This is a genomic window from Psychrobacter sp. SHUES1 (assembly GCF_001652315.1).
Classification (GTDB): Bacteria; Pseudomonadota; Gammaproteobacteria; order Pseudomonadales; family Moraxellaceae; genus Psychrobacter; species Psychrobacter faecalis.
The window spans coordinates 1-20,991 of record NZ_LXWA01000068.1; the positions used below are offsets into that span (position 1 = coordinate 1).

23 protein-coding genes and 1 pseudogene are annotated in these 20,991 nt (G+C 42.6%); 9 read left to right on the forward strand and 15 right to left on the reverse strand.

The window, feature by feature from the left end; translation table 11 throughout:
* The 4 genes and pseudogenes from A7325_RS13765 to A7325_RS09455 all read right to left on the reverse strand — a co-directional run.
* Positions 1-104: pseudogene (locus tag A7325_RS13765) on the reverse strand (IS982 family transposase); the annotation flags it as partial.
* 216 nt (positions 105-320) lie between these two features.
* Entirely contained in the window at positions 321-1,571 is a 1,251-nt protein-coding gene (argE, locus tag A7325_RS09445; RefSeq protein ID WP_068407471.1) for an acetylornithine deacetylase, read from the reverse strand.
* A gap of 104 nt (positions 1,572-1,675) precedes the next feature.
* The gene (locus A7325_RS09450) at positions 1,676-2,167 is read right to left on the reverse strand and encodes a nucleoside deaminase (protein ID WP_264753718.1); all 492 of its coding nucleotides are present in this window, start codon (positions 2,165-2,167) and stop codon (positions 1,676-1,678) included.
* A gap of 98 nt (positions 2,168-2,265) precedes the next feature.
* The gene (locus A7325_RS09455) at positions 2,266-2,919 is read right to left on the reverse strand and encodes a UPF0149 family protein (RefSeq protein ID WP_068407473.1); all 654 of its coding nucleotides are present in this window, start codon (positions 2,917-2,919) and stop codon (positions 2,266-2,268) included.
* Positions 2,920-3,126: 207 nt separating this feature from the next.
* Here A7325_RS09455 and A7325_RS09460 point away from each other — a divergent pair, with 207 nt between their 5' ends.
* Both A7325_RS09460 and A7325_RS09465 read left to right on the forward strand, forming a co-directional pair.
* Complete coding sequence (locus A7325_RS09460; protein ID WP_068407475.1) at positions 3,127-3,567, forward strand: hypothetical protein; 441 nt, start codon at positions 3,127-3,129, stop codon at positions 3,565-3,567.
* Positions 3,568-3,718: 151 nt separating this feature from the next.
* Positions 3,719-4,273 (forward strand): cell division protein ZapA, encoded by a 555-nt coding sequence (locus A7325_RS09465; RefSeq protein ID WP_068407477.1) that lies wholly within the window; start codon positions 3,719-3,721, stop codon positions 4,271-4,273.
* A 122-nt stretch (positions 4,274-4,395) separates the two neighbouring features.
* On the opposite strand, the gene A7325_RS09470 is transcribed toward A7325_RS09465, so the two are convergent.
* The 4 genes from A7325_RS09470 to A7325_RS09485 all read right to left on the reverse strand — a co-directional run bounded on the left by A7325_RS09470 (position 4,396) and on the right by A7325_RS09485 (position 8,664).
* Entirely contained in the window at positions 4,396-4,686 is a 291-nt protein-coding gene (locus A7325_RS09470; protein ID WP_369957748.1) for a hypothetical protein, read from the reverse strand.
* Positions 4,687-4,852: 166 nt separating this feature from the next.
* Positions 4,853-6,946 carry a glycine--tRNA ligase subunit beta gene (glyS, locus tag A7325_RS09475; RefSeq protein WP_068407480.1) on the reverse strand — a complete coding sequence of 698 codons (2,094 nt, stop codon included), beginning with the start codon at positions 6,944-6,946 and terminating at the stop codon, positions 4,853-4,855.
* 9 nt (positions 6,947-6,955) lie between these two features.
* Positions 6,956-7,981: a glycine--tRNA ligase subunit alpha gene (gene glyQ / locus A7325_RS09480; RefSeq protein ID WP_369811331.1), complete on the reverse strand. Its 1,026-nt coding sequence runs from the start codon at positions 7,979-7,981 to the stop codon at positions 6,956-6,958.
* Between the two features lie 470 nt (positions 7,982-8,451).
* Positions 8,452-8,664 carry a PspC domain-containing protein gene (locus A7325_RS09485; protein ID WP_068407485.1) on the reverse strand — a complete coding sequence of 71 codons (213 nt, stop codon included), beginning with the start codon at positions 8,662-8,664 and terminating at the stop codon, positions 8,452-8,454.
* 532 nt (positions 8,665-9,196) lie between these two features.
* On the opposite strand from A7325_RS09485, the gene nadR reads away from it, so the two are divergent.
* The 3 genes from nadR (at position 9,197) to A7325_RS09500 (ending at position 11,763) form a co-directional block, all read left to right on the forward strand.
* Positions 9,197-10,237, forward strand: coding sequence for a multifunctional transcriptional regulator/nicotinamide-nucleotide adenylyltransferase/ribosylnicotinamide kinase NadR (gene nadR / locus A7325_RS09490; protein WP_068407488.1), 1,041 nt, complete (start codon positions 9,197-9,199; stop codon positions 10,235-10,237).
* Positions 10,238-10,396: 159 nt separating this feature from the next.
* Positions 10,397-11,155 carry a nicotinamide riboside transporter PnuC gene (gene pnuC / locus A7325_RS09495; protein ID WP_068407490.1) on the forward strand — a complete coding sequence of 253 codons (759 nt, stop codon included), beginning with the start codon at positions 10,397-10,399 and terminating at the stop codon, positions 11,153-11,155.
* Between the two features lie 158 nt (positions 11,156-11,313).
* Entirely contained in the window at positions 11,314-11,763 is a 450-nt protein-coding gene (locus tag A7325_RS09500) for a DUF962 domain-containing protein (protein ID WP_068407493.1), read from the forward strand.
* 116 nt (positions 11,764-11,879) lie between these two features.
* Here A7325_RS09500 and A7325_RS09505 read toward each other — a convergent pair whose 3' ends face one another.
* From A7325_RS09505 to A7325_RS09515, 3 genes are all read right to left on the reverse strand, one after another.
* Entirely contained in the window at positions 11,880-12,491 is a 612-nt protein-coding gene (locus A7325_RS09505; RefSeq protein ID WP_068407496.1) for a nitroreductase family protein, read from the reverse strand.
* A 212-nt stretch (positions 12,492-12,703) separates the two neighbouring features.
* A complete protein-coding gene (locus A7325_RS09510) occupies positions 12,704-13,642 on the reverse strand; it encodes a pirin family protein (RefSeq protein WP_068407499.1) in 939 nt (312 codons plus the stop codon).
* 90 nt (positions 13,643-13,732) lie between these two features.
* On the reverse strand, positions 13,733-14,446 hold the full coding sequence (locus tag A7325_RS09515) for a pirin family protein (RefSeq protein ID WP_068407502.1): 714 nt from the start codon (positions 14,444-14,446) through the stop codon (positions 13,733-13,735).
* Positions 14,447-14,770: 324 nt separating this feature from the next.
* On the opposite strand from A7325_RS09515, the gene A7325_RS09520 reads away from it, so the two are divergent.
* On the forward strand, positions 14,771-15,106 hold the full coding sequence (locus A7325_RS09520; RefSeq protein ID WP_227514987.1) for a GNAT family N-acetyltransferase: 336 nt from the start codon (positions 14,771-14,773) through the stop codon (positions 15,104-15,106).
* A gap of 110 nt (positions 15,107-15,216) precedes the next feature.
* On the opposite strand, the gene A7325_RS09525 is transcribed toward A7325_RS09520, so the two are convergent.
* Together A7325_RS09525 and A7325_RS09530 are read right to left on the reverse strand one after the other, a co-directional pair.
* Complete coding sequence (locus tag A7325_RS09525; RefSeq protein WP_068407525.1) at positions 15,217-15,936, reverse strand: YoaK family protein; 720 nt, start codon at positions 15,934-15,936, stop codon at positions 15,217-15,219.
* Between the two features lie 138 nt (positions 15,937-16,074).
* A complete protein-coding gene (locus A7325_RS09530; RefSeq protein WP_068407505.1) occupies positions 16,075-16,467 on the reverse strand; it encodes a DoxX family protein in 393 nt (130 codons plus the stop codon).
* A gap of 393 nt (positions 16,468-16,860) precedes the next feature.
* Here A7325_RS09530 and A7325_RS09535 point away from each other — a divergent pair, with 393 nt between their 5' ends.
* The 3 genes from A7325_RS09535 to A7325_RS09545 all read left to right on the forward strand — a co-directional run bounded on the left by A7325_RS09535 (position 16,861) and on the right by A7325_RS09545 (position 19,801).
* The gene (locus A7325_RS09535; RefSeq protein WP_082894368.1) at positions 16,861-17,472 is read left to right on the forward strand and encodes a YceI family protein; all 612 of its coding nucleotides are present in this window, start codon (positions 16,861-16,863) and stop codon (positions 17,470-17,472) included.
* A 157-nt stretch (positions 17,473-17,629) separates the two neighbouring features.
* Positions 17,630-18,535, forward strand: coding sequence for a LysR family transcriptional regulator (locus A7325_RS09540; protein WP_068407508.1), 906 nt, complete (start codon positions 17,630-17,632; stop codon positions 18,533-18,535).
* Between the two features lie 225 nt (positions 18,536-18,760).
* A complete protein-coding gene (locus tag A7325_RS09545) occupies positions 18,761-19,801 on the forward strand; it encodes an SDR family NAD(P)-dependent oxidoreductase (RefSeq protein WP_068407511.1) in 1,041 nt (346 codons plus the stop codon).
* Between the two features lie 153 nt (positions 19,802-19,954).
* On the opposite strand, the gene A7325_RS09550 is transcribed toward A7325_RS09545, so the two are convergent.
* Complete coding sequence (locus tag A7325_RS09550) at positions 19,955-20,752, reverse strand: glucose 1-dehydrogenase (RefSeq protein WP_068407514.1); 798 nt, start codon at positions 20,750-20,752, stop codon at positions 19,955-19,957.
* A partial coding sequence (locus tag A7325_RS13515; RefSeq protein WP_197488896.1) for an IS1 family transposase occupies positions 20,752-20,991 on the reverse strand: 240 nt, incomplete at its 5' end. The genes A7325_RS09550 and A7325_RS13515, both read right to left, overlap by 1 nt.

Consider the following 20,991-nt stretch of genomic DNA (forward strand, 5'->3'; position numbering starts at 1 on the left):
AGCTTTGGCGCGTAACCTGCACTTCGCAAGGGTTTGGTGACGACTATTTTGTAATATTGCTCTACCATTAAATAGATATTGATGATAAATTCGTCTATGGGCATCTCACAACTCCATTGTATTCTTGGTCGAAAACAATAGATTAGTGAGGTGCTCTTCTTTTTTCAATCACTTTCGAAGTTGAGAGTGGGGTAAAAATTTAAATAATACATGCGCCATGTTGAAAAGCATGCGTCATGTTGAAAAAATAAACACCGCCATAAAGACGGTGTATGTCATGCGCATCTATATTGCAATAGAATTGCTTGTTGACTATTTTATCAATTAATAGCACAGCTGTTTAGCAGCTTTTGTAAAAACTCATCACAACGTGCCATTTCACTTAGCGCGACATATTCATCGGCTTTATGCGCCTGCTCAATGCTACCAGGACCGCAAATAATCGTTGGGATGCCGCTATTAGTAAACTGACCGCCTTCAGTTGCATAAGCGACTTTATGACGTGTATCGTCACCGGTCAGAGCGATAATTAACGCTTGTAGCTCAGCGCTATCGCTATCGGTCATCGCTGGTACACTCTCTTCTTGTAGCAGCTCAATACCAGTATCGGCAGCGCGTGCTTGCATTTGGGCGCTGAGCTCTGCAACTTTTGCCGCAATCGGTGCGAGGATATCGTCTTGTGTCATATGCGGCAGATTACGATAATCAAAGGTAAATTCACACAGTTTAGGGACGATATTGGTCGCGGTGCCGCCTTGTATGGTGCCAACAGACAATGTCGAATAAGGCACATCAAACATGGCGTCGTTATCGTCGCGCTGGCTGATTTCTTCTGCTAAAGTATCAACATAACCAATCAAACGACTGGCATAGCTAATAGCGTTGACACCTTGGGCAGTCAATGACGAATGCCCAGACTTGCCATGAACACGGCAACGGTAAACCGCGATGCCTTTATGCGCCACCACCATCGCCATGTTAGTCGGCTCACCGACGATACAGTAATCAGGCGTAATACCGCGCGCTTTCAAATCTGCCAAGAGTAGCGGTGCGCCCAAACAGCCGACCTCTTCATCAAACGACAATGCCAAATGCAATGGGCGACGCAGCTGGCCTGCGTTAGAGAGTTTTACCGCTTGCGGCAATAGTGTCAGCGCACAAGCAATAAAGCCTTTCATATCACAAGCACCGCGACCGTATAGCTTGTCGCCACGAATGGTCGCGGTAAACGGCTCCGACGTCCAGTCTTGCCCATCTACTGGTACGACATCGGTATGACCCGATAGTACCAGACCATGATTCACTTCATCGGCATCTTTTCCCGCTGGCACCGTAACGAATAAATTGGCTTTATTTTTAGCATCATTAAAGGTTAAACCTACCGTTAAGCCCAATTGCTCGCAATACGCTTTCACATCGTCAATCAACGCCAAATTTGAATGGCGACTGACCGTATCAAACGCAATTAATCTTGTCAGCCAATCAATACTGTCTTTTGGATAATTGCCAGTAGAATAATGAGTATTGGGCGTTTCTCGTTCTGCAACGTTATCGTAATTTTTTAGCGTCATAAGACTTCCTTATCGTACTAAGATAAAAAGGCACAGCTTTTTTAATAAGCGTAATAATGAAGACACGCCCTAGCCTTTTTAAGCAGATTTTTTATTTAAGTTTTTTACTTATTTTTTTGAAATGAACGCTGCTGTAGGGCTCTGATTTCTTCATCTAAACCGGCAATCGGACCTTCGACGGGCACATTCGGTGCAACTTCTTGGATACTTAATGAATGGATGGGCGATGTTGAGCTCACACCCATCTCGTCCATCCATTTACCGAGCTGTTTTGATGAGCTGATATAGACAATACGACCCAGACCAGCCCACGCATGTGCCGCTGAGCACATGGCGCAATGCTCACCCGAGGTATATACCACGGCTTTTGCTCGTGCCTCAGGGGTCATATTTTGCGCGGCCCACTTGGCGACGGCAATTTCAGGATGGTAAGTCGCATCGACCGTATTGGCACGATTACGATCTTCTTGTAATACTTTGCCATTGCCATCGACCAACACGCTACCAAACGGCGCATCGCCCGCCTCTAATGCTTCAGCAGCGAGCTCAATGCAGCGGCGTAAATAAACCATCTCATTATCAGTAGTCATCATCATATCCCTTTCATTATTTTGGATAGCTATCCAATAGCCAAGTACCATTTCTCTGGCATCAATCTCAGCTATTTCTCATTCCCTTTATCCTATCATGTTAATTATGATGGGCGGTTTTGATTCATCACATCAACGACCGGCGGCATCGGTTTAGGCAACCTACCTTCTGCTTGTAGCTCTTTGGTGGTTTTGGCATCGATAGCCAAGCCAGCAATCAGAGCAATATCTTTCACAGGCTTGCGTTGACGCGTAGCAAAACTAACCGGAACCATGCGTGCAAATTCAAAAATATGCAGATAAGACTCTTCGCCACCTTCGAAGTCTTCATCATCTTCTAAACGTATCGCGCCAATTTTTGCCAAATCTGAAAGCATCTCGTTTTCTTCAGCGCTTAGACCACAATCGGTAATACCAAAACCGGTCATAAAGCCATTTGCCCACTGTTTCAGCGCCATCACGCGCTCGTACAGGTCATGTTCATCATCTGGCACCAGTGGCATATACGCATAAGCATCGTCTTTGTCTTTTAACTGAAAAACGATGTCTTCTGCCTCTTCGGTGAGTAAAGTTAATGCGGCATCAGGCAGCGGCGCAAAGCTCAGCTCTTCAAACACCTTTGCCCAAACTGGCTCATCAGGGGCATTACAGGCGGTCATCAGCCCCGTCATCAAGCCGTGTACCTCGCTGATAGACACGTCCGTCCAGTCATCAAACGCAGCCAGCCAAGTATTCCAGCCAGAGATATTGTCATTCATAATAGATGTCCTAGTAATTGATTAATAGTGGTAAATACCAACAGACGCCGCCCGATATGATTCATAAAGCGGCAAGTGATAAAAGTCACAAAACAAAGCGCCATACAATTACTTTGTTGATATAGATATTATGCGGTCACCTATGGCATTATTAAACGCAGAGAACAAAATTCATTTACGCTTACTTGTTAAGGATAAAAACTGACTATGTATGACCAACTTAGAATATTAGAAAAAATGGTACTCGATATTAAAAAACAGTATCAGCTTGTCAGTGCTGAACTTAGCAGCCTCAAACAACAACCAGTGACTGACCCAAAAGAGCTTACCGCTCTTAAAACCAAGCTCGATAGCAGCTATAGCGAGCGTGACGGTGCCAAAAAACAATTAAACGATCTTGATAAGCGCTACCAAAGCCTTGCCGAAGCCCATCATATGATTGGCGAAGAACAAGACAAATTAAACAAGCAGATTGAGCAATTACAGCACCAAAACCATGCACTGCAGCAGCGTAATAATGAATTAAAACAGCAGTATAGCGATATTAAGCAGCAAAATAGTGACTTGAAGAAGAAAAATGAATTGGCCGCTGAGCGTACCCAAGTGGTCTTACAGCGTTTGACACGCATTGACCAAGCCGAAAGTTAAGCAGACGTTGATATTCATCATGCTTAACTTGAGCAATTTTGCTGATTAACTTTATCTATTCAGCATTTAAGTTTATTAGGTTTATCAGCACCCTATTTAGAGCAGTGACAGCTATTTATTCACTTTAATGACACATATTGTAGGATTTATCATGACCGATGACCGCGCAAACCCTGTAGAGCGTCAGCTGCCAAGCAGTCAGACCCATAACATTCAATCCAAAAACACTCAATCAACAGCCATTCCAGCAAAAGACAATCAAACACAAACCACGCAACCACAAAAAGCCATGCCAAATAATTCGAACCCGCAAAATAACAATGCAAATAGCAATGTAAACAATAACGCAAATAACAATAAGACAAATAGTAATACGGTAAATAGCGCTGCTAAACCTGCAAGCGCTCCTGAACCACAAATTAAAAAGGTCGATGTGGCGATTGCTGGCGTAACCTACCCTATTTTTTGTCCTGTACACGAGCAAGAAGAATTGCGTGCAGCAGTTTCCTATATCAACGACTTTGCTCTAAAGTTAAGAAGAGATGCACCAAGTCTTAGCCAAGAAAACCTACTGGTATTAACCTGCTTAAATTTATATGAAAAAATCCAAACTCATGAAAGAAACGAAGAAGATCGTCTCCAACAAAGCAAACAGTCTGAAGCACTGCTCAACAAAATTATGAAAGATGCGCATTCCATTTTATAAATTTGCCTCAATATTAAATAGGTATTCTAAAAAGATAAGCGCTTAACTCATCAGAGCTAAGCGCTTTTTTAAATGGTGATAAAAGCTTATCGACTTGTGATTAACAACTTATGGCTTACAAGTTAGGCATCTGCTTGATAAGTCTTACCAGCATGAAAGTCTGCTTGATGCTCATAATTGCAAAAGAACAATGCTTTATTAGCGGCCATATCATTATTACTATTTAAAGTAGGTGTAGATTCCAGCACACCGCGATACTCAGCCAAACTGTTGCCACAAAAATCACACTGGCGCGGCGTGGTCACATCGCCCTTTTTTGGCATCATGCTTTTTGGCGCACGCGGGTACATAAACTTATAAAAGCCCCACATCACAGCCCAGATAATAAGAATTACAATGATAACGGCCAACACGGCAATGCTCCTTTGGATACGTTCTAAGACATTATAAACCCAACGCTGTAGAATAAACGTATAAAAAACTGGCCATATACAGCCAGTTTTTTAAGTCGTTAATAAATTAACCTCATAGATGCTTAAACTAACAGAGGTCTATCACTGTCGAACTATAATGAACAAACTACAGCTGCAGCTCACTGATGTCAGCCACGGTTAAGAATAAGGCGCGCACTTGCTTGAGCAGTGCTAAGCGATTGTTTTTCAGCGCCGCATCTTCACTATTGACCATGACGTCAGCGAAAAAGTCTGACAAAGGCGCATCCAAACTGACCAGCGTTTGCAATACTTGCGTATAGTCAGCAGTTTCTAGCAAAGGTTTGACCGCCGTTTGCGCTTGCTGAATCGCTTGATATAACGCTTGCTCAGCAGGTTCAGATAATAGCGCTTCATCGACAGTGTCAGCGACACTTACTTCTGATTTCGCTAAAATATTGGCAACACGTTTGTTTGAATCGGCAAGCTTTTCGGCTTGTGGCAATTCACTAAAGGTTTGCACAGCGCGAATACGCTGATCAAAATCGAGCGGCATATGCGGATTGATTGCTTGCACGGCTTGAATCGTATCGACACTGACGCCCTGCTCGGTATACATCGCCCGATAGCGCGAGTTTAAGAACGCCATCACTTGGGTAAAGGTATCGCCCATTTTAGCAATTTTACTGCCTTCACTGGTGCTATAACCTTTAATCGCTTGCTCAACGAGCGCCACCAAATTAATTGGTAATTGCTTTTCAATCAAAATACGCAAAATTCCAATGGCTGAACGACGTAAGCTAAATGGGTCTTTTGAGCCAGTCGGTGCTTGGTCAATGGCGAAAATACCAACCAACGTATCTAAACGATCAGCCAACGCTAAGCAAATACCAATCGGTGTCTGCGGTAATACATCACCGCTGAACTTAGGCAAATATTGCTCTTGCAGGCTGGCCGCGACGGCTTCAGGTTCATCATTTAAGCGCGCATAATACGTACCGGCGATACCTTGCAGTTCAGGATATTCACCGACCAATGAGCTAGCCAAATCCGCTTTGGATAATATTGCAGCTCGTACCGTTTCATCAACATTAATATCGCGTCCTTGCTGCTGCATCAGTGTAGCGATAAAGGCAGCAAGCTTAGCAATACGTTCAGACTTTTCCCAAATCGTACCGAGCTTATCTTGGAAGACACGCGTTTTTAGGCTTTCAGTCAAAGCAAATAAAGGCTGCTTTTGGTCTTGCAAGAAGAAAAACTCCGCATCAGCTAAACGCGGACGCACGACTTTCTCATTGCCTTCGATGATTTGATTCGGATCTTTTGACTCAATATTGGTGATAAAAATAAAGTACGGCTGCAATTTGCCTGCTTTATCGGTCAAGCAAAAATACTTTTGATCCGCTTGCATGGTCGAGATAAGCGCTTCTTGCGGCACTTGTAAAAAGCGCGGCTCAAAGTTTGCTCGCAGCGCAATCGGGAAATCAACCAACGCCGTCACTTCATCTAACAAATCTTGCGGCACGATAGGATCGGCATTAACTTCATCGGCTAGCGTTTTGACTTGATTTTTGATCAACGTTTGACGCTTATCAAAATCTGCCACGACTTTTAAACCATCGAGCAGCTGCTCATAATCATTGGCGTGCGTAATCTCGTGATAGTCAGGACTGTGGAAGCGATGACCGCGCGTTTGCTTGCCAGTTTGATGTCCTTGGATAGTCGCATCAATGACCACATCATCTTGCATCAATACCGCCCATTGTACCGGACGTACAAACTCATTGCGGCTCGCGCCAGAACGCATACGCTTAGCAATCGGCAAATTATCAAGCGCGGTTTGGAAAATAGTAGGTAGTAACTCAGTCGTCGCTTGACCCTGAATAATCTGCTCATAGCCGACATAATCACCTTTATCGGTGTTAATAGTGATCAGCTCGCTGGCGTCGATACCTAAACCCTTAGCAAAACCCATCGCTGCGCGCGTTGGATTACCATCGCTATCAAACGCCGCTTTAATAGCCGGACCACGTTTTTGCTCGCTACGATCAGGCTGCTTATCGCTGATACCCTCAATTTGAATCGCCAAACGACGCGGCGCGGCAAATGCTTTGATGCTATCAAACGTGATATCAGCCTCATTTAACTGCTCGGTGACACTTGCTTGTAGCGCATCACGTAGCGGTTTTAGGCTTTTTGGAGGTAGCTCTTCACACCCCAGTTCAAATAAAATAGTACTCATGGGATGCTCCTATTTATTATTGTTAGTAGTTTGATTATCATCTGTATTTTCAGTTAGCACATCTTCTTTTGGCAAATACTTATCGAGCGCCGCTTGACGATGGGCCTCATCGGCCAACGGAAAGCCCAATTTGGCGCGTGCTTCGACGTAACCAAAGGCAACTTTACGCGCCAGCGTACGTACCCGCAGAATAAAACGCTGACGTTCTGTCACCGAAATCGCACCGCGCGCATCAAGCAAGTTAAAGGCATGCGACGCTTTTAGTACCATCTCATAGGCAGGTAATGGCAAACCTTCAGCAACCAACTTATCCGCCTGTTGCTCATAAAAATCAAACATCTGACCCATCATTGGCACATCAGCGTGCTCAAAGTTATAGGTTGATTGCTCAACTTCGTTTTGATGGAAAACATCGCCATAGGTTACGCGGCCAAATTCGCCATCTGCCCAGACCAAATCATAGACGCTATCAACGCCTTGCACATACATCGCCAAGCGCTCAAGCCCATAAGTAATCTCGCCTGTCACGGGGAAACACTCGATACCGCCAACTTGTTGGAAATAAGTAAACTGGGTGACTTCCATGCCGTTGAGCCAAATCTCCCAACCAAGTCCCCACGCACCAAGCGTTGGCGACTCCCAGTTGTCTTCAACAAAACGCACATCGTGCACCAATGGATCAATACCGATAGCGCGTAGTGAATCCAAATACAGCTCTTGGATATTGGGTGGATTGGGCTTTAAAACCACTTGAAATTGATAATAATGCTGCAAACGGTTCGGGTTATCACCGTAGCGGCCATCGGTTGGACGGCGTGATGGTTGCACATACGCCGCATTCCAGCGCTCAGGACCTAGCGAGCGCAAAAATGTCGCGGTATGAAAGGTACCAGCGCCGACTTCCATATCATAAGGCTGCAAAACCACACAGCCCTTATCAGCCCAGTAGTTCTGTAAGGTGAGAATTAAATCTTGAAAAGTCATCGGCTGAGCGTGTTTTTCTGCGGTCATCGAAGTTGTCGCTTGAGATGTCATAGTTTGGATTGTCATAGTTTGGGGCATGTCATAACGCCGCGGTGGAATAGGTATTATAAAATAAGATATTGATAGCGCGCGTATGGCCTATTTGGCAACGGCTCTATTTGCCTGCTCACCTTACTAAAAATTGACCATTTTATCTATATTTAGCGCAATTAAATTTGTCTAAATCGCTCAAATAGCCAGTTATTGGCTATGTTCATCGTCAAACTATACCTATCAGCGTCGTTAAGCCGATAGATATAAAAACAAGATAAAAAAATACCCAAATGCGTGAGCATTCGGGCAGGAGGAAAAGTGTGTCGCAGGCATCCTGATGAGTCAGGCTTTTTGTTTTTTCATGGGCTATTGTTTTTATTCTAGCCTTGTATTTTACGTTCTTAACGTTGTCTTTATTTAAATGACTTTAGATTTAGATAACATTAATATTAACAATCAATATTCATCTTAACTTTATAACTTTGCTTTTACTGATAAGACTGATTATTTGCTTTAGGCATAATTATCCATAAGATAATATAAATTAAGATGCCTGGGACAGCGGCGCTCATGGTGGAGACAATCACAAATAACAATCTAACCCATGTTGGCGACCAGCCGACATATTCTGCAATACCGCCCATCACACCTGCGATCATACGATTATTTCTTGAGCGATGTAATTTTGCTAACTTAGCCAAATCAAATACCTCTCTTATTATTTCTACTTATTTTGAATGTATTATGTAACGTTATTCTTATCATTTATTTTAAAACGTTATAAAAATTCATAGCCCTTTTGAACTTATGAACTTATGAACTTATAAATAAGTATAGCAACTATTGACTTTTTATCTGTTGATGATATAGACGTGCTTTGTGAGTTTATGCTACTTAAGCTTACTCTAAGCTCTCATAATTGCGCCTAAACTCCTGATTTTAAATAACTATTTCAAAATGTTTCACTATTCACTTTGTTTCGCTTATATTACATATTCTGTTACAAGTTTAAAAAGCTCAAGCAATCACTTTAAATCTGTTTAGGTGTAAAAACTTTATTATCTATTGATAATTTAATATTAAAAGCCCTTTCTAAAATAACGCCTATTTACAATAACCTACCTGTAAATCTATCCAAACCTTTATACCATGCTATTAAATCATCAAGGCTTAGGAAATATGAATTGCCACGATGAATCATAACTAAAATAAAAACAGCACATAAGGAAAGCTATGTACGAATCAGGACTAATAATTGGACATTTTGAACCGCTACATTTGGGGCAAATGCGCAGTATATTGGACGCCGCAGGACAAGCAAAGACGCTGCATATTGTGATTATGACGCACCCTGCGCCGCATCCAGACTTTACTATTACCTTGCAAGATAAGGCACGTTGGCTACAGATGGCGTGCGCAGATTTGCCCTTTATCCATATTCATACCACTGATGAGATTGAGCTGCCGCTGCATGAAAGCTTTGCCGATGTAATCATCGATATTGCAGCTAGCAATGCCAAGCTGCAACGATTGATAGACGCGTTAGCGCTGCCGGCGGACACGGTTTTGTTTGCCGCAGAAAACCATCCATTAGCCCAATCGGACATTTCTGGACAGTTAGTCATGCCAGTAGTCACGACGCCATTGCAATCTGAATTTGATTCTTACGCTATTGCACATAATCCGGTCGCCCACTGGTCGGCGCTGCACCCACAAGTACGCGGCGACTATACCAAAACGGTGGCGATTGTTGGCGGTGAAAGCTCGGGCAAGACGACATTGGTACATAAGCTTGCCAACTATTATGGGGCCAGCTTTGCGCTAGAGATGGGACGGCTGTATGTCGGTACAGATTTGGGCGGTAGCGAGATTGGCTTGCAGTACAGCGATTACGGACCCATTGCGCTCAATCATGCCCAAGCAATCCGTGATGCCGCCGCTAGAGCAACAGCGCCCGTAACTATTGTTGATACTGACTTTGTCACCACTCAGGCTTTTTGTGAAGAGTACGAGGGTCGTAGCCATCCTTTTGTGACTGCTTGTATCGATGAGTTTCGCCTAGACCATACCATTATGGTCGATAACAATACCCCATGGGTTGATGATGGCATGCGCTCATTGGGTACGCCTGAGGCTCGCGGTCGCTTTGAGCAGCGCTTATTAGATATTTTCGCCCGTCATGATATTAAGCCGCATATGATTGATAAACCAGATTATGATGCCCGCTATAGGCAAGCTTTGTTAATTATTGATGAGGTTATTTATGGCAAGTAACAGTATCAAAAAACGAAAATAAAAAGAACGAAAGCAAAAATTATTGCTAGAAGTAAATGACTATGACAAGTATTAGAAATGGCAAAAACGGCATACTAAACCATACTAAAAAAAAGAAAAAAACTATTATAGCTTTTATACTTTAAGGAAAAAGGCGTTATGCGTATACAGCTCCTAGACAACATCACCGGAAAATGGGCGATACAATGGATTGTCATCTGGTTTATTTGCGGCGTGATTGCCTTATCAGCAGGCTTTTGGCTGACCACCGAACATACGACCCTTGACTGGTTTTACTTAGCCGTATCATTTATTGGCTTGATTTGCGTGGTGTCATTATCGTTCCGCAAAAATATTTTGGGTAATGGTTTTGGAATGGCGGCAACCGCAGGTGAATTTGTGGTTCAAGCGACCTCTGGCGCCGTTGGTTTGATGCTCGCGCCGTTATTTAACTTTTTTAGTCATCTGTATGGGATTTTTTATTGGTCCAAGCATACCGACGCCGATGGCGATATGGTGCCCAAATCTGCCAGTCGCTGGATTTGGCTATTAACCATCGCTTTTATGGTCATCGGTTTGGCGCTGTTTCCTACAGTAAATAACTTACTTGCCAGCTATGGTTACGCCGTCGTTGAAGATGATAACAGTAAATTCTTAGGTTTTATCTCTTTCTTTTGGATTAACGTTATCGCTTTTGTGCTGTCTATCACTGCGCAGGCAGCGATGATTCTGCGTTATTCATTTAACTGGTGGTTATGGATTTTATCCAATTTCGTTTGGCTAACCGTGAACCTAATGTCGGGCAATTATATCTTTGCTATTCAAACCATGGTTTACCAAGTCAACTCGTTTGTCGGACTGTATGAATGGTATCGCAGCGAGCAAGACTCTAGGGAGTCAGCCCAACCAGTACGTTAAGGGATAATTTTAATAAACGATATGAAGCTGAAGAACGGTTTAATGTAGTTAAGTGCTGGTATGATTTGACTGTGCGGTTTACCAGATAAAATGGCAGGTTGTGCCAATTAGTGCTACAACTGGTAAGAATAAATTTATTTGCTAACAAGGAGGTTAGTATGTCTCGTACCCGTCAAGGCCGTATGTCAAAACGCACACTTGAGCAATGGCTCAGTGAATATTCTGTCAGCCATCAAAACCTAGTCAATAAAAAAATCCATTGGCTCTGTGTTCCAACCATTTTTGTCAGTATCTTAGGCATGGGCATGTCGCTATCGGTCTGGTTCACCTTGGTGATGAGCGCCTTAGTTTTAATATTTTATATGCGTTTATCGACGCCGCTGTTTTTGGCAATGGGCATATTTATTCTCATTTGCTTATCAGTGATGACGCTACTGCCGTGGGGCTTTAAGGTTTGGGCAACTATCTTTGTGGTTGCTTGGATTGGACAATTTGTTGGCCATAAAATTGAAGGCAAAAAACCGTCTTTCTTTGAAGATTTGCAGTTCTTGCTGATTGGTCCAGCATGGGTAGCTAATAGCTTGATGCGCCGTAAAAAAGCTCAATAAACGGTATTTAATGCTGCTACTATTTTAACTTTTCCGTTTAATACAGTTGAAAAAGCGCCACCCAATAATCCATTGAGTGGCGCTCTTTCTAATTGCTAGCTATTTTAAAAAATAGCTTATTTACCAAATACTTTCATACGCTCTTCGAGAGGCTTAAATTCCTTGTCGCCTGCGGGTTGTTCGATAGCGCCAAATACCAATTGCGCGTTCATCTCCCAATGCTCATCGATATTCCACTCTTCAGCGACTTTTTTATCGATAATAGGATTGTAATGCTGTAAGTTGGCGCCGACATCAATACTGGCTAACGCCGTCCAAATAATGTACTGGTGCATCGCATTGGTTTGGTGCGCCCAAATTGGAAATTTGTCTGCATACAAAGGCGCAGCAGCTTGCATGTCTCTGACGACGCTATGATCTTCAAAAAACAAGATAGTACCAGCACCTGCTTTAAAGCCATCCATTTTTTGCTTGGTCGCCGCAAATTGCTCTTCGTTATCGACGATATCGTGTAGGGTATCTTCGGTTAATTGCCAAAGCTTGTTATGGTCGTCACCAAACAAAACAGCGATACGCGTTGATTGCGAGTTAAATGACGATGGCGTATGTAAAACCGCATGTTCAACCAACTTGACGATTTCATCATTTGAAACGGGTAATTGATCGCTCAAAGCATAAACTGAACGACGTTTTTCTGCCAATTTCTCTAATGTTTTTAGGTCTGACATAGTTTTCTCCATATTATTTATTAGGAATATTAGTGATTAAGTATATTAGTGATTAGAGGCTAATGAATACGAGTACGATTAATGGGTAATACCAAGCAAGCGTACTATCAACAAATCTGCTGTATTATAAGAAAGATTGACCTTAATCAATACTTCCTTTTTGTAATTATATCTTATTAATAGTTTATGAAAACCAAAATAAACTAAACAAACTAACCTTTAAAGCCTTGTGGTAATTCTGGTGCTGGCAAGCGTTTCATGTCTGAGTCGATATTACCAAAACGCTCATGACCGTTGTTCCAGTCGATGATAGATTGCTCAATCTCTTCTTTGTTGTCGGCGACAAAGTTCCACCACAGCAGCACTTGATTGTTTAATGGCTCACCGCCGATAAACATCACACAGGTGCCTTTTTTGGCGACTAGCTTGATGCTTTTATTATTGGCAACGTCGCTATCGTGGAAGCGGAACAATTGATCTTGCTCACAAATTTTGCCTTCAGACTCAATCTGTCCTTCTGTCACCAAGATACCATATTCAAAACCCGGTTCTAGGTTAAGCGTAACTTCACCATCCTCTAAAAAGTAAACGTCGATACCGACCATTTTTGAGTACTGAATGGTTGGCGCTTCATAGCGCTTACCTGTGACGCTGTCATAGCTGCCCGTCGTCAATACCATCTCGACGTTATCTTCACGCCATGTCGGTAGCTCTGGATAATGGTGGAAACTGCGTTCGATTTGTTGATCGGTCGGTAGCGCAATCCACAGTTGTACCATACTTAGACCACGAGCGGCATCTGCCGAACCACCGGTATCAGGAAAAACGCTCTGCTCTGTATGACTGATACCTTGGGTAAGGCCAGTACCTGCTGTCATGACGTTGACTTGGTTTTTGGTAATCACTTGCTTATTACCCAAGCTGTCTTTGTGCAGTACTTCACCATTTAGCATCCAGCTAAAGGTTTGCAGGTTGGTGTGCGGATGACGACCGACTTGCATACCGCTTTCATCTTCGCTAAATTCAGCAGGACCTGCATGGTCTAGAAAGCACCAAGCACCAATTGGCTGCTTACCTTTACTGGGTAACAGACGAGCAATGGGAATGCCGCCCACATCTGCTAAGCACGGCTCTAGGGTTTCAATACTCATAATTTACCTCTTATGATGTGATATAGAATCTAGTGTGACCAAAAGATAAAAATTAATGTCTATTATTTGGCATTAAAAGCTCATTTAGTCTTAAAAGTTTATAGGTACTTCCATTAGTAATACTTTAGCACCATCGAGGACATCCATCGTAAAGTTCTTAGTATCCCAAACACCTAGACCATCGCGGGTACTCAAAGTGTTACCGTTTACAACGACTTTACCGCTAATGACAAAAATATAGACGCCATTGTTAGGATTTTTAAGCTGATACGTCTCTGTCACGCCTTTATCAAAATCGCCCATACTGAACCATGCATCTTGATGAATCCACACGCCTGCATCATCTCTATTAGGCGATAAAATTTGGTTAAACGCATTTGGCTTCATCAGTTCACCCATACGGATTTGCTGATAACGAGGCTCAACGTTCATTTTGTTTGGGATGACCCAAATCTGTAAAAAACTCACCGCCTCATGGTTATCGGCGTTCATTTCACTATGGGTGATACCCGTACCTGCCGACATGACTTGGACTTCACCGGTTTCAATGATGCCATTATTACCGATGTTATCGCCGTGACCGAGCTTGCCTGATAAAGGAATGCTGATAATTTCCATATCGCGATGTGAATGTTTACCAAAACCTTGACCTGCGATGACAAAATCATCATTAATGACACGTAGCGCCCCAAAGCCCATACGTTCTGGATTGTGATAATTGGCAAAGCTAAAGGTATGCTTGCTTTTTAACCAACCATGGTTGGCATCGCCACGAGAATCTGCTGCTTGATAGATGGTTCTCATAATGTATCCTTAATTATTAGTAAGTTAAACGGCTTTAGAATTTGACATTCATTAACTCGTTTAAACAATGAAACTATTATAATTGTTGTCTATTAACAGATAAACAACGATATTCGCAATTGACTATTCTTATTTTTAGAACAATATCGTCATAAAGGTAAGGTAATATATTTATAACAGAACCCTGTATACTCATAACAGTACAACTAGCATGAGCTGTTACTATGACCAAAGTTACGATAAAAGTGTCATGAAAAAAGTAACGCGAGCAGGTGTAAATTGAGTCCAGAAGATGTTAGTCATACGATATAAGGAAATTTAACTATGTCAGATATGAAAAATAAACAACCATTACATTATGAAGTCATTAATAATACCGAGAAAAAGCGTTTTGAGATTCATATCGATGACAAAATTGCTTTAGAGGATTATGAATTTTTCACCACGAGCGCCGGCGAAAAAGGTATCGAATATAAACATACCGAGGTGCCAGCAGAGTTAGGTGGTCAAGGTATTGCAGGGTATCTGGTCAAATATATTTTGGATGATGCAGCGGCGAAAAACCTACGGGTGAAACCAACTTGTTCTTATGTAAAGTCTTATATCGACAAGCATCCAGAGTACCAAAACAATTCAGTATTTCATAACGCTAAGGCTTAAATAGCGATACATAAGCGCTTAACCAGCAAGCAAAAAAACGCCCTATCCATAAAGCTAGGGCGTTTTTTATTGGCAATGGTTTAGGTGAGATTTATTATTGGTAGTATTCCTTAAGCGATATGCGCTAAGAATTCTTTATCGCGTGCCATCACTGATAAATACAGCACCGGCAATACAAACAAACCTACGGCCCAAAAACTCAGCTGCATATATAGCAAAGCACCTACTAACGCGCCAACTAAAAAGCTAAACACCAATACCGAGCTGTGGGCCAATTTTTTGCCATTATCGGCGTTTCGATTGCGTAGATAATCAGTCAAATTGATACCCAGTTGCGTGGTATTTCCAGTCATCAATACCGTCGGGCTCATGTGCTTAATTATTGTCTTGCTAGCGGTATTACGAATCGCCAGCGCAATGAGACCCAAGCCACCTGTGATTGCCACGGTGATATCGCCGGCATCGACAAACGGCTGGTAATAAAGACCAGCCACCATAAACGCGGTCAAAAAAGCCGCTTCTGCTAAAAATAAATGGCTCAAGGTCAGTTGTTTATTTTTACTGTGGTCAATAAATATCTTGGTGAGCATAACCGTTAAAATAAATAGCGGCAAAGCCGCAAGTTTAATCCATAGACCCGCTTCACCTTTTACCAAGCCACTACCCGCCATCACCAAGTTACCCGTGACATGGGCGGTAAAGAACCCAAACAAGGTGATAAAACCAATGGTATCAATCGCGCCGCCGACCACTGTTAAAAGTACAGGCGTTTGATGACGTTGCCAAAAGCTGGGCAGCTTGGCAGTCTCTGTAGAGATAGGATTAGGCACGCGACGACTGCCCTGCAAATTTACGATTGATGGATTCTTTTCGCAAACTACCGATAATTAATGCGATATTTATGGATGCGCTCATAGGGGCTCCTTGATTATAATTATAAGATGATATTGTCTAAACCATTTACTCTACTAGATTCTGCGCGTATGACTGTTATCAATTGAATATACGCCTGGTCCATGAACAAAAATCATCAAGAAACCGCCTGCCATGGCAATGTTTTTCATAAATGGGTTCATTTGTGATTCATCAATCCAAAATTGATGGAAAAGTAGCGCCGACGTAATGCTAAAACCAGCCATTAGAATCGCCACCAAGCGCGCTTTGAAGCCTAATAAAATTGCGATACCGCCAAGCAGCTCAACAGCAATGACCAAAGGCAATAGCATACCCGGTACGCCCATCGATTCCATATAACCTTGGGTGGCCGCGTAGCCAGTAATTTTGGTAAAGCCAGAAAAGATAAAGATCATCGATAACAATAAGCGACCAATTGGGGCGCTCAGCTCTTGCAGCTTATCCATAAGTATTCTCCAATAACATAAAAGTCATGATTATAAAGATTTTATTTAAAAGACTTTTGTTTGATTAGGTAATGGCATTATTGTAGTCGTTGCTTAATAGCAGATAAACCAAGATAATCGCAAATATAAGTTCTCTTTTAGAGAACAGTCAAATAGCAATTCTACTGGTACAATATTAAAAACGACAATAGCGTTACGTGCTATTTATGCTCACTATTAAGACAGTTAGCATTTTAGCCATACTATTAGACGCTAGAGATAAGCGCCACAGAAAGAAACATTTTTCGATGCCATTTAGCGTTTAATATCCTAATTTTTTGCTACACTCATTATGTTGTTATGTAAGACATACTTAACGCTAGCTTCTACTTACTCACTTAAAAAGGATGATTTATGATCACTATAAATTCTATTAAAAAAACAAACCGCGCAATTACTTTTGCTGCTATCGGTACGCTTGGTTTGCTTAGCACACTAGGTCACGCTGCAACTTATGAGCTTGATTCCAAACATACCGCCGTACGTTTTTTCGTCGATCACTTTGGTACCACGACCAACGCTGGCGGCTTTTATAATCTATCGGGTACGCTTGAGTACGCGCCTAAAGAGAAAAAAGGCTTTGTCGGTATTACCATCCCGATGGGCAGCTTGAGCACAGGTATTAAAGCGTTTGATGGTCACCTTAAATCTGCCGATTTCTTCAATGTAAAAGAACACCCAACCGCTTATTTTAAATCGACTAAGTGGGAATTTGAAGGCGATAAAGTCAAAGCGGTCAAAGGCGATTTAACGCTGCTAGGTCAGACGCATCCAATCACTTTAACGGCCACTAAATTTAACTGTTATGACAGTCCTTTATTAAAAGCTGAGGCGTGCGGTGGCGATTTTGAAACCACGATAGATAGAACCAAATGGGGTATCAATACCTTTACCGATGGCGGTATGATGAAAGACATTAAACTGGTCGTTCAAGTAGAAGGCAGTAAAAAAGCTGATCTTAAATAAGACGGCTTGACGACTTTAAACCGTATTTTATACGGAACACAGTCTAAACTATTTGGCGTTATTGATAAAAAGACTGGGTTTTTAACTCGGTCTTTTATTTTTTATATGATTAACCGCTAAATAATAACAGCCAAATAACAGTAAGGAGGTAGCTAGGATGGGACAACTAGAAGATATGGTGATGTTTGTGCGTATAGTAGAAGCGGGTAGCATTACCAAGGCCGCCGAGCAACTTAATATTGCCAAATCAGCAGTAAGCCGCCGACTCAAGGATTTAGAGACGCGTTTGGGCAGTCAACTGATTAGCCGTACCACGCGCCAATCAAACTTAACCCAAGCTGGCGAGCAATATTACCAAAAGGTGAGTAATATCCTCAGCGAAGTGGACGCGCTAAACGAGGAAACCAGTGGCGCGCCGACGCGTATCGAGGGTACCTTAAAAATGACTGCGCCTTTGTCATTTGGCTTGATGCACTTAAACGATGTCATCGATGAATATGCCAATCAGCATCCTAATCTGAACTTTGAATTAAACTTTTCTGACCGCCATACCGATTTGGTCGAAGAAGGCTTTGAATTAGCGATTCGGATTAGAGAGCTGCAAGATTCAAGTTATCAAGCCAAACGTTTGGCGCTGATTCGTTATACCTTATGTGCCAGTCCTGAATATCTGACTAAAATGGGTACACCAAAAACCATAGAAGATTTGGCCAAGCATGCGTTTTTACAATACGGTCTGAGTAAATCTAGCACGATAGAGCTGATAGACGAGCAAGGCAAAAAACATCAAGTCGCTATCAATTCAAAAATAAAAGTCAATAACGGCGATTTTTTGCGCGATATGGCGGTAAAGGGACACGGTATTGCTTTTTTACCCAATTTTATCACTTATAACACCATAGCCAGTGGTGAGCTTGTCCCCATTATGCAGCAGTATCAACTGCCTACTTTAAACGCTTATGCGGTCTACCCGAAAAATCGCTTTTTGTCGCAGCGCTGTCGCTATCTCATTGATTTTATTGCCGAGCGTTTTGGTAATGACCCTTATTGGGATAAATTTTAATAAAACCAATTTGGCACACTGAGTAGTTTTTTTAAGTCGCTATAAATTCTAAAACTATACTGCTAGTATGATTTTAAGTTATCCATCAGTCATAAGGAAATGCAACATGGATTTAACGTCACTTGGCATGAAAGCCATTCACGACTTTGATGAGGTGCGCCAAAGTCCATTACCACAAGAGCGCCTAAAAGCAGCGCGCAAGCAAGCGCTTTTAGAGAACGTTTTATGGATGAGCCGCCGGTACAGTTTTATCAAAGCGCCGACATGGTGCGCGTGCCCTATCCGACATGGTACGCCTACAGTGGTGTCTATACCCAAAGCACCTATAAATTCCCCTACATTCATATCTTAAACCGCATTTTTATCGTCAAGTATCATGATTTTTTAGGCGAATTAAAAACGCTGCTGTTTTCTCCTTCTGATATTGAAGCGGATCGCGAGACGCCATTTTTTAAAAGACCACTCATTGCAAAAGGAAAGCACGTGATGGGTTACTTTACGGGTAAGACTATCTATATCACTGGCGCGGCCTCTGGTATCGGACTTGAAACGGCTAAGCAGCTGATTGGGCAAGATGCCAATTTGGTCTTGTTTGATAAACAAGCGCTCGATAAGGTCGTCGCCACGCTGCAAGGTTTGAACAAAAATAAAGCGTCGATTATCAGCTATGAACTGGACGTCACCGATGCCGATACTGCAAGCAAGCTATCGCCTGATATCTTGATGCATTTTGTAGGGATTACAGGGCCTTGGACGTTTGATGAGATGAGCCAAGAACAGTTTGAGCGCGTACTGACTATCAATCTATTCGGCACTCGTAACGTATTGGCTGCCGTGCGCCCGTTTTTATCACGTGGCGATCAAGTCATGGTAACCGCTTCGATGGCATCATTTACCGGCAGTTATGGCTACAGCTCTTATAGCGCCTCAAAATTTGCTATTTGGGGCATGATGCAATCGATCGGTTTTGAATGGAAGCCTGACGGTATTGATATCACTGTCTTTGCGCCGCCACCAATAGATACGCCGCTGACCCAAGCAGAAGTCGGCGTCATGGCGCAAGCCGGTGTCGGCATGAAAAAACTGGCAGGCGAGCTAAAAATTGACGATGCCGTTAAATCCATGCTCAAAGGCGTAGAGAAGCGCCAGTTCTTGGTCGTCCCAGGCCTGATGGCAAACTTGATTAGATTACAGCTGCGCTTCTTTCCTGTGAGCTGGGTTAACTGGATAGGTAATAAGACTGTCGCTTTTTCGCTTAGGAAATAGCGTTTCTAACAATGGCTTACTTGCATTAAAGTTTCGCTGCCATGGAGTTTTAATCTGTCAGTTAAAAACTATATTCATAAAAAAGCGTCACCCAACTCAATGTTGGGTGACGCTTTTTTATGACAAGTTCTCTACACTGGCTATTATCTAATCCTAATCTAACGTTTGCACCCCGCCACCATTGACAAATATGGTCTGACCACTCACCCACGTTGATACTGGAGAGGCAAAATACAGCATCGCTCCAGCGATATCATCGGCTTCACCCAAGCGCTGAATAGGCGTATGTGATAGCATTCTCTCCTCAATCTCAGGCGTGAGTACACTCTCTAACGCCGCAGTACGCGTGGCCCCAGGTCCGACGGCATTAACACGCACTTCAGGACCAAAATCGTGCGCTAAATTGGCCACCATATGATTAACAGCAGCTTTTGAACCAGCATAACCACTCATATTTGGACTTTTATTGATACTAGACATCGATGTAGTAAACACAATTGAGCCATAGCCAGATTTTTTCATATGGGGTACGCAAAGTTGCGATAAGCGCCAGCCGCTAAAGACATTCAATTCAAAATCACGGCGAATATCATCGACAGAAATCTTAGACGGGTTTTCACGGCCACCGCCGCCGCCCGCGTTGTTAATCAAAATATTGATGCTACCAAATTCAGCAACTACTTTTTCTACCATATTTACCAAATCATCGTCTTTTAAAATATTACACTCAATGGCAAATCCTCTGACGCCATATTCTTCGATATCTTTAACGGCCGCCTTAGCATCCTCTAATTTTAAGTCTGCAATGACGATATTTGCCCCCGCTTGTGCCAAACGCAAAGCTGTCGCCTTACCGATACCATTCGCACCGCCCGTCACAATGGCCGTTTTACCGCTTAAATCAAACAATTCGTTGAATGCTTGGTGGTGTTCTAAAAAGTATGCCGGCATCAGACGTAACCATAATTGATGTAAAAGAACACCATATCAAACACTTTGAAGTGATTATCGAGCTTCTTAGAGAAACAACAGGTTTTTCTAACCGCCCGACGCAATCGGTGTCTAAGACGGCAGTTATTACCTTCAATGCCTACCGTATGAGATTTGCCAACTCGTTTGTGGTCAAATTTAAAGGCGGTTATAAAACTGTCCCAGTTATCCATACTGATAGAGCCATAGCTGACTTTCAG

Bases quoted from the DNA above. Each gene is read 5' to 3' on its own strand.
- argE (WP_068407471.1), bottom strand. From the start codon at position 1,571: ATGACGCTAAAAAATTACGATAACGTTGCAGAACGAGAAACGCCCAAT.
- A7325_RS09450 (WP_264753718.1), bottom strand. From the start codon at position 2,167: ATGATGATGACTACTGATAATGAGATGGTTTATTTACGCCGCTGCATT.
- A7325_RS09455 (WP_068407473.1), bottom strand. From the start codon at position 2,919: ATGAATGACAATATCTCTGGCTGGAATACTTGGCTGGCTGCGTTTGAT.
- A7325_RS09460 (WP_068407475.1), top strand. From the start codon at position 3,127: ATGTATGACCAACTTAGAATATTAGAAAAAATGGTACTCGATATTAAA.
- A7325_RS09465 (WP_068407477.1), top strand. From the start codon at position 3,719: ATGACCGATGACCGCGCAAACCCTGTAGAGCGTCAGCTGCCAAGCAGT.
- glyS (WP_068407480.1), bottom strand. From the start codon at position 6,946: ATGAGTACTATTTTATTTGAACTGGGGTGTGAAGAGCTACCTCCAAAA.
- glyQ (WP_369811331.1), bottom strand. From the start codon at position 7,981: ATGACATCTCAAGCGACAACTTCGATGACCGCAGAAAAACACGCTCAG.
- nadR (WP_068407488.1), top strand. From the start codon at position 9,197: ATGTACGAATCAGGACTAATAATTGGACATTTTGAACCGCTACATTTG.
- pnuC (WP_068407490.1), top strand. From the start codon at position 10,397: ATGCGTATACAGCTCCTAGACAACATCACCGGAAAATGGGCGATACAA.
- A7325_RS09500 (WP_068407493.1), top strand. From the start codon at position 11,314: ATGTCTCGTACCCGTCAAGGCCGTATGTCAAAACGCACACTTGAGCAA.
- A7325_RS09505 (WP_068407496.1), bottom strand. From the start codon at position 12,491: ATGTCAGACCTAAAAACATTAGAGAAATTGGCAGAAAAACGTCGTTCA.
- A7325_RS09510 (WP_068407499.1), bottom strand. From the start codon at position 13,642: ATGAGTATTGAAACCCTAGAGCCGTGCTTAGCAGATGTGGGCGGCATT.
- A7325_RS09515 (WP_068407502.1), bottom strand. From the start codon at position 14,446: ATGAGAACCATCTATCAAGCAGCAGATTCTCGTGGCGATGCCAACCAT.
- A7325_RS09520 (WP_227514987.1), top strand. From the start codon at position 14,771: ATGTCAGATATGAAAAATAAACAACCATTACATTATGAAGTCATTAAT.
- A7325_RS09530 (WP_068407505.1), bottom strand. From the start codon at position 16,467: ATGGATAAGCTGCAAGAGCTGAGCGCCCCAATTGGTCGCTTATTGTTA.
- A7325_RS09535 (WP_082894368.1), top strand. From the start codon at position 16,861: ATGATCACTATAAATTCTATTAAAAAAACAAACCGCGCAATTACTTTT.
- A7325_RS09540 (WP_068407508.1), top strand. From the start codon at position 17,630: ATGGGACAACTAGAAGATATGGTGATGTTTGTGCGTATAGTAGAAGCG.
- A7325_RS09545 (WP_068407511.1), top strand. From the start codon at position 18,761: ATGGATGAGCCGCCGGTACAGTTTTATCAAAGCGCCGACATGGTGCGC.
- A7325_RS09550 (WP_068407514.1), bottom strand. From the start codon at position 20,752: ATGCCGGCATACTTTTTAGAACACCACCAAGCATTCAACGAATTGTTT.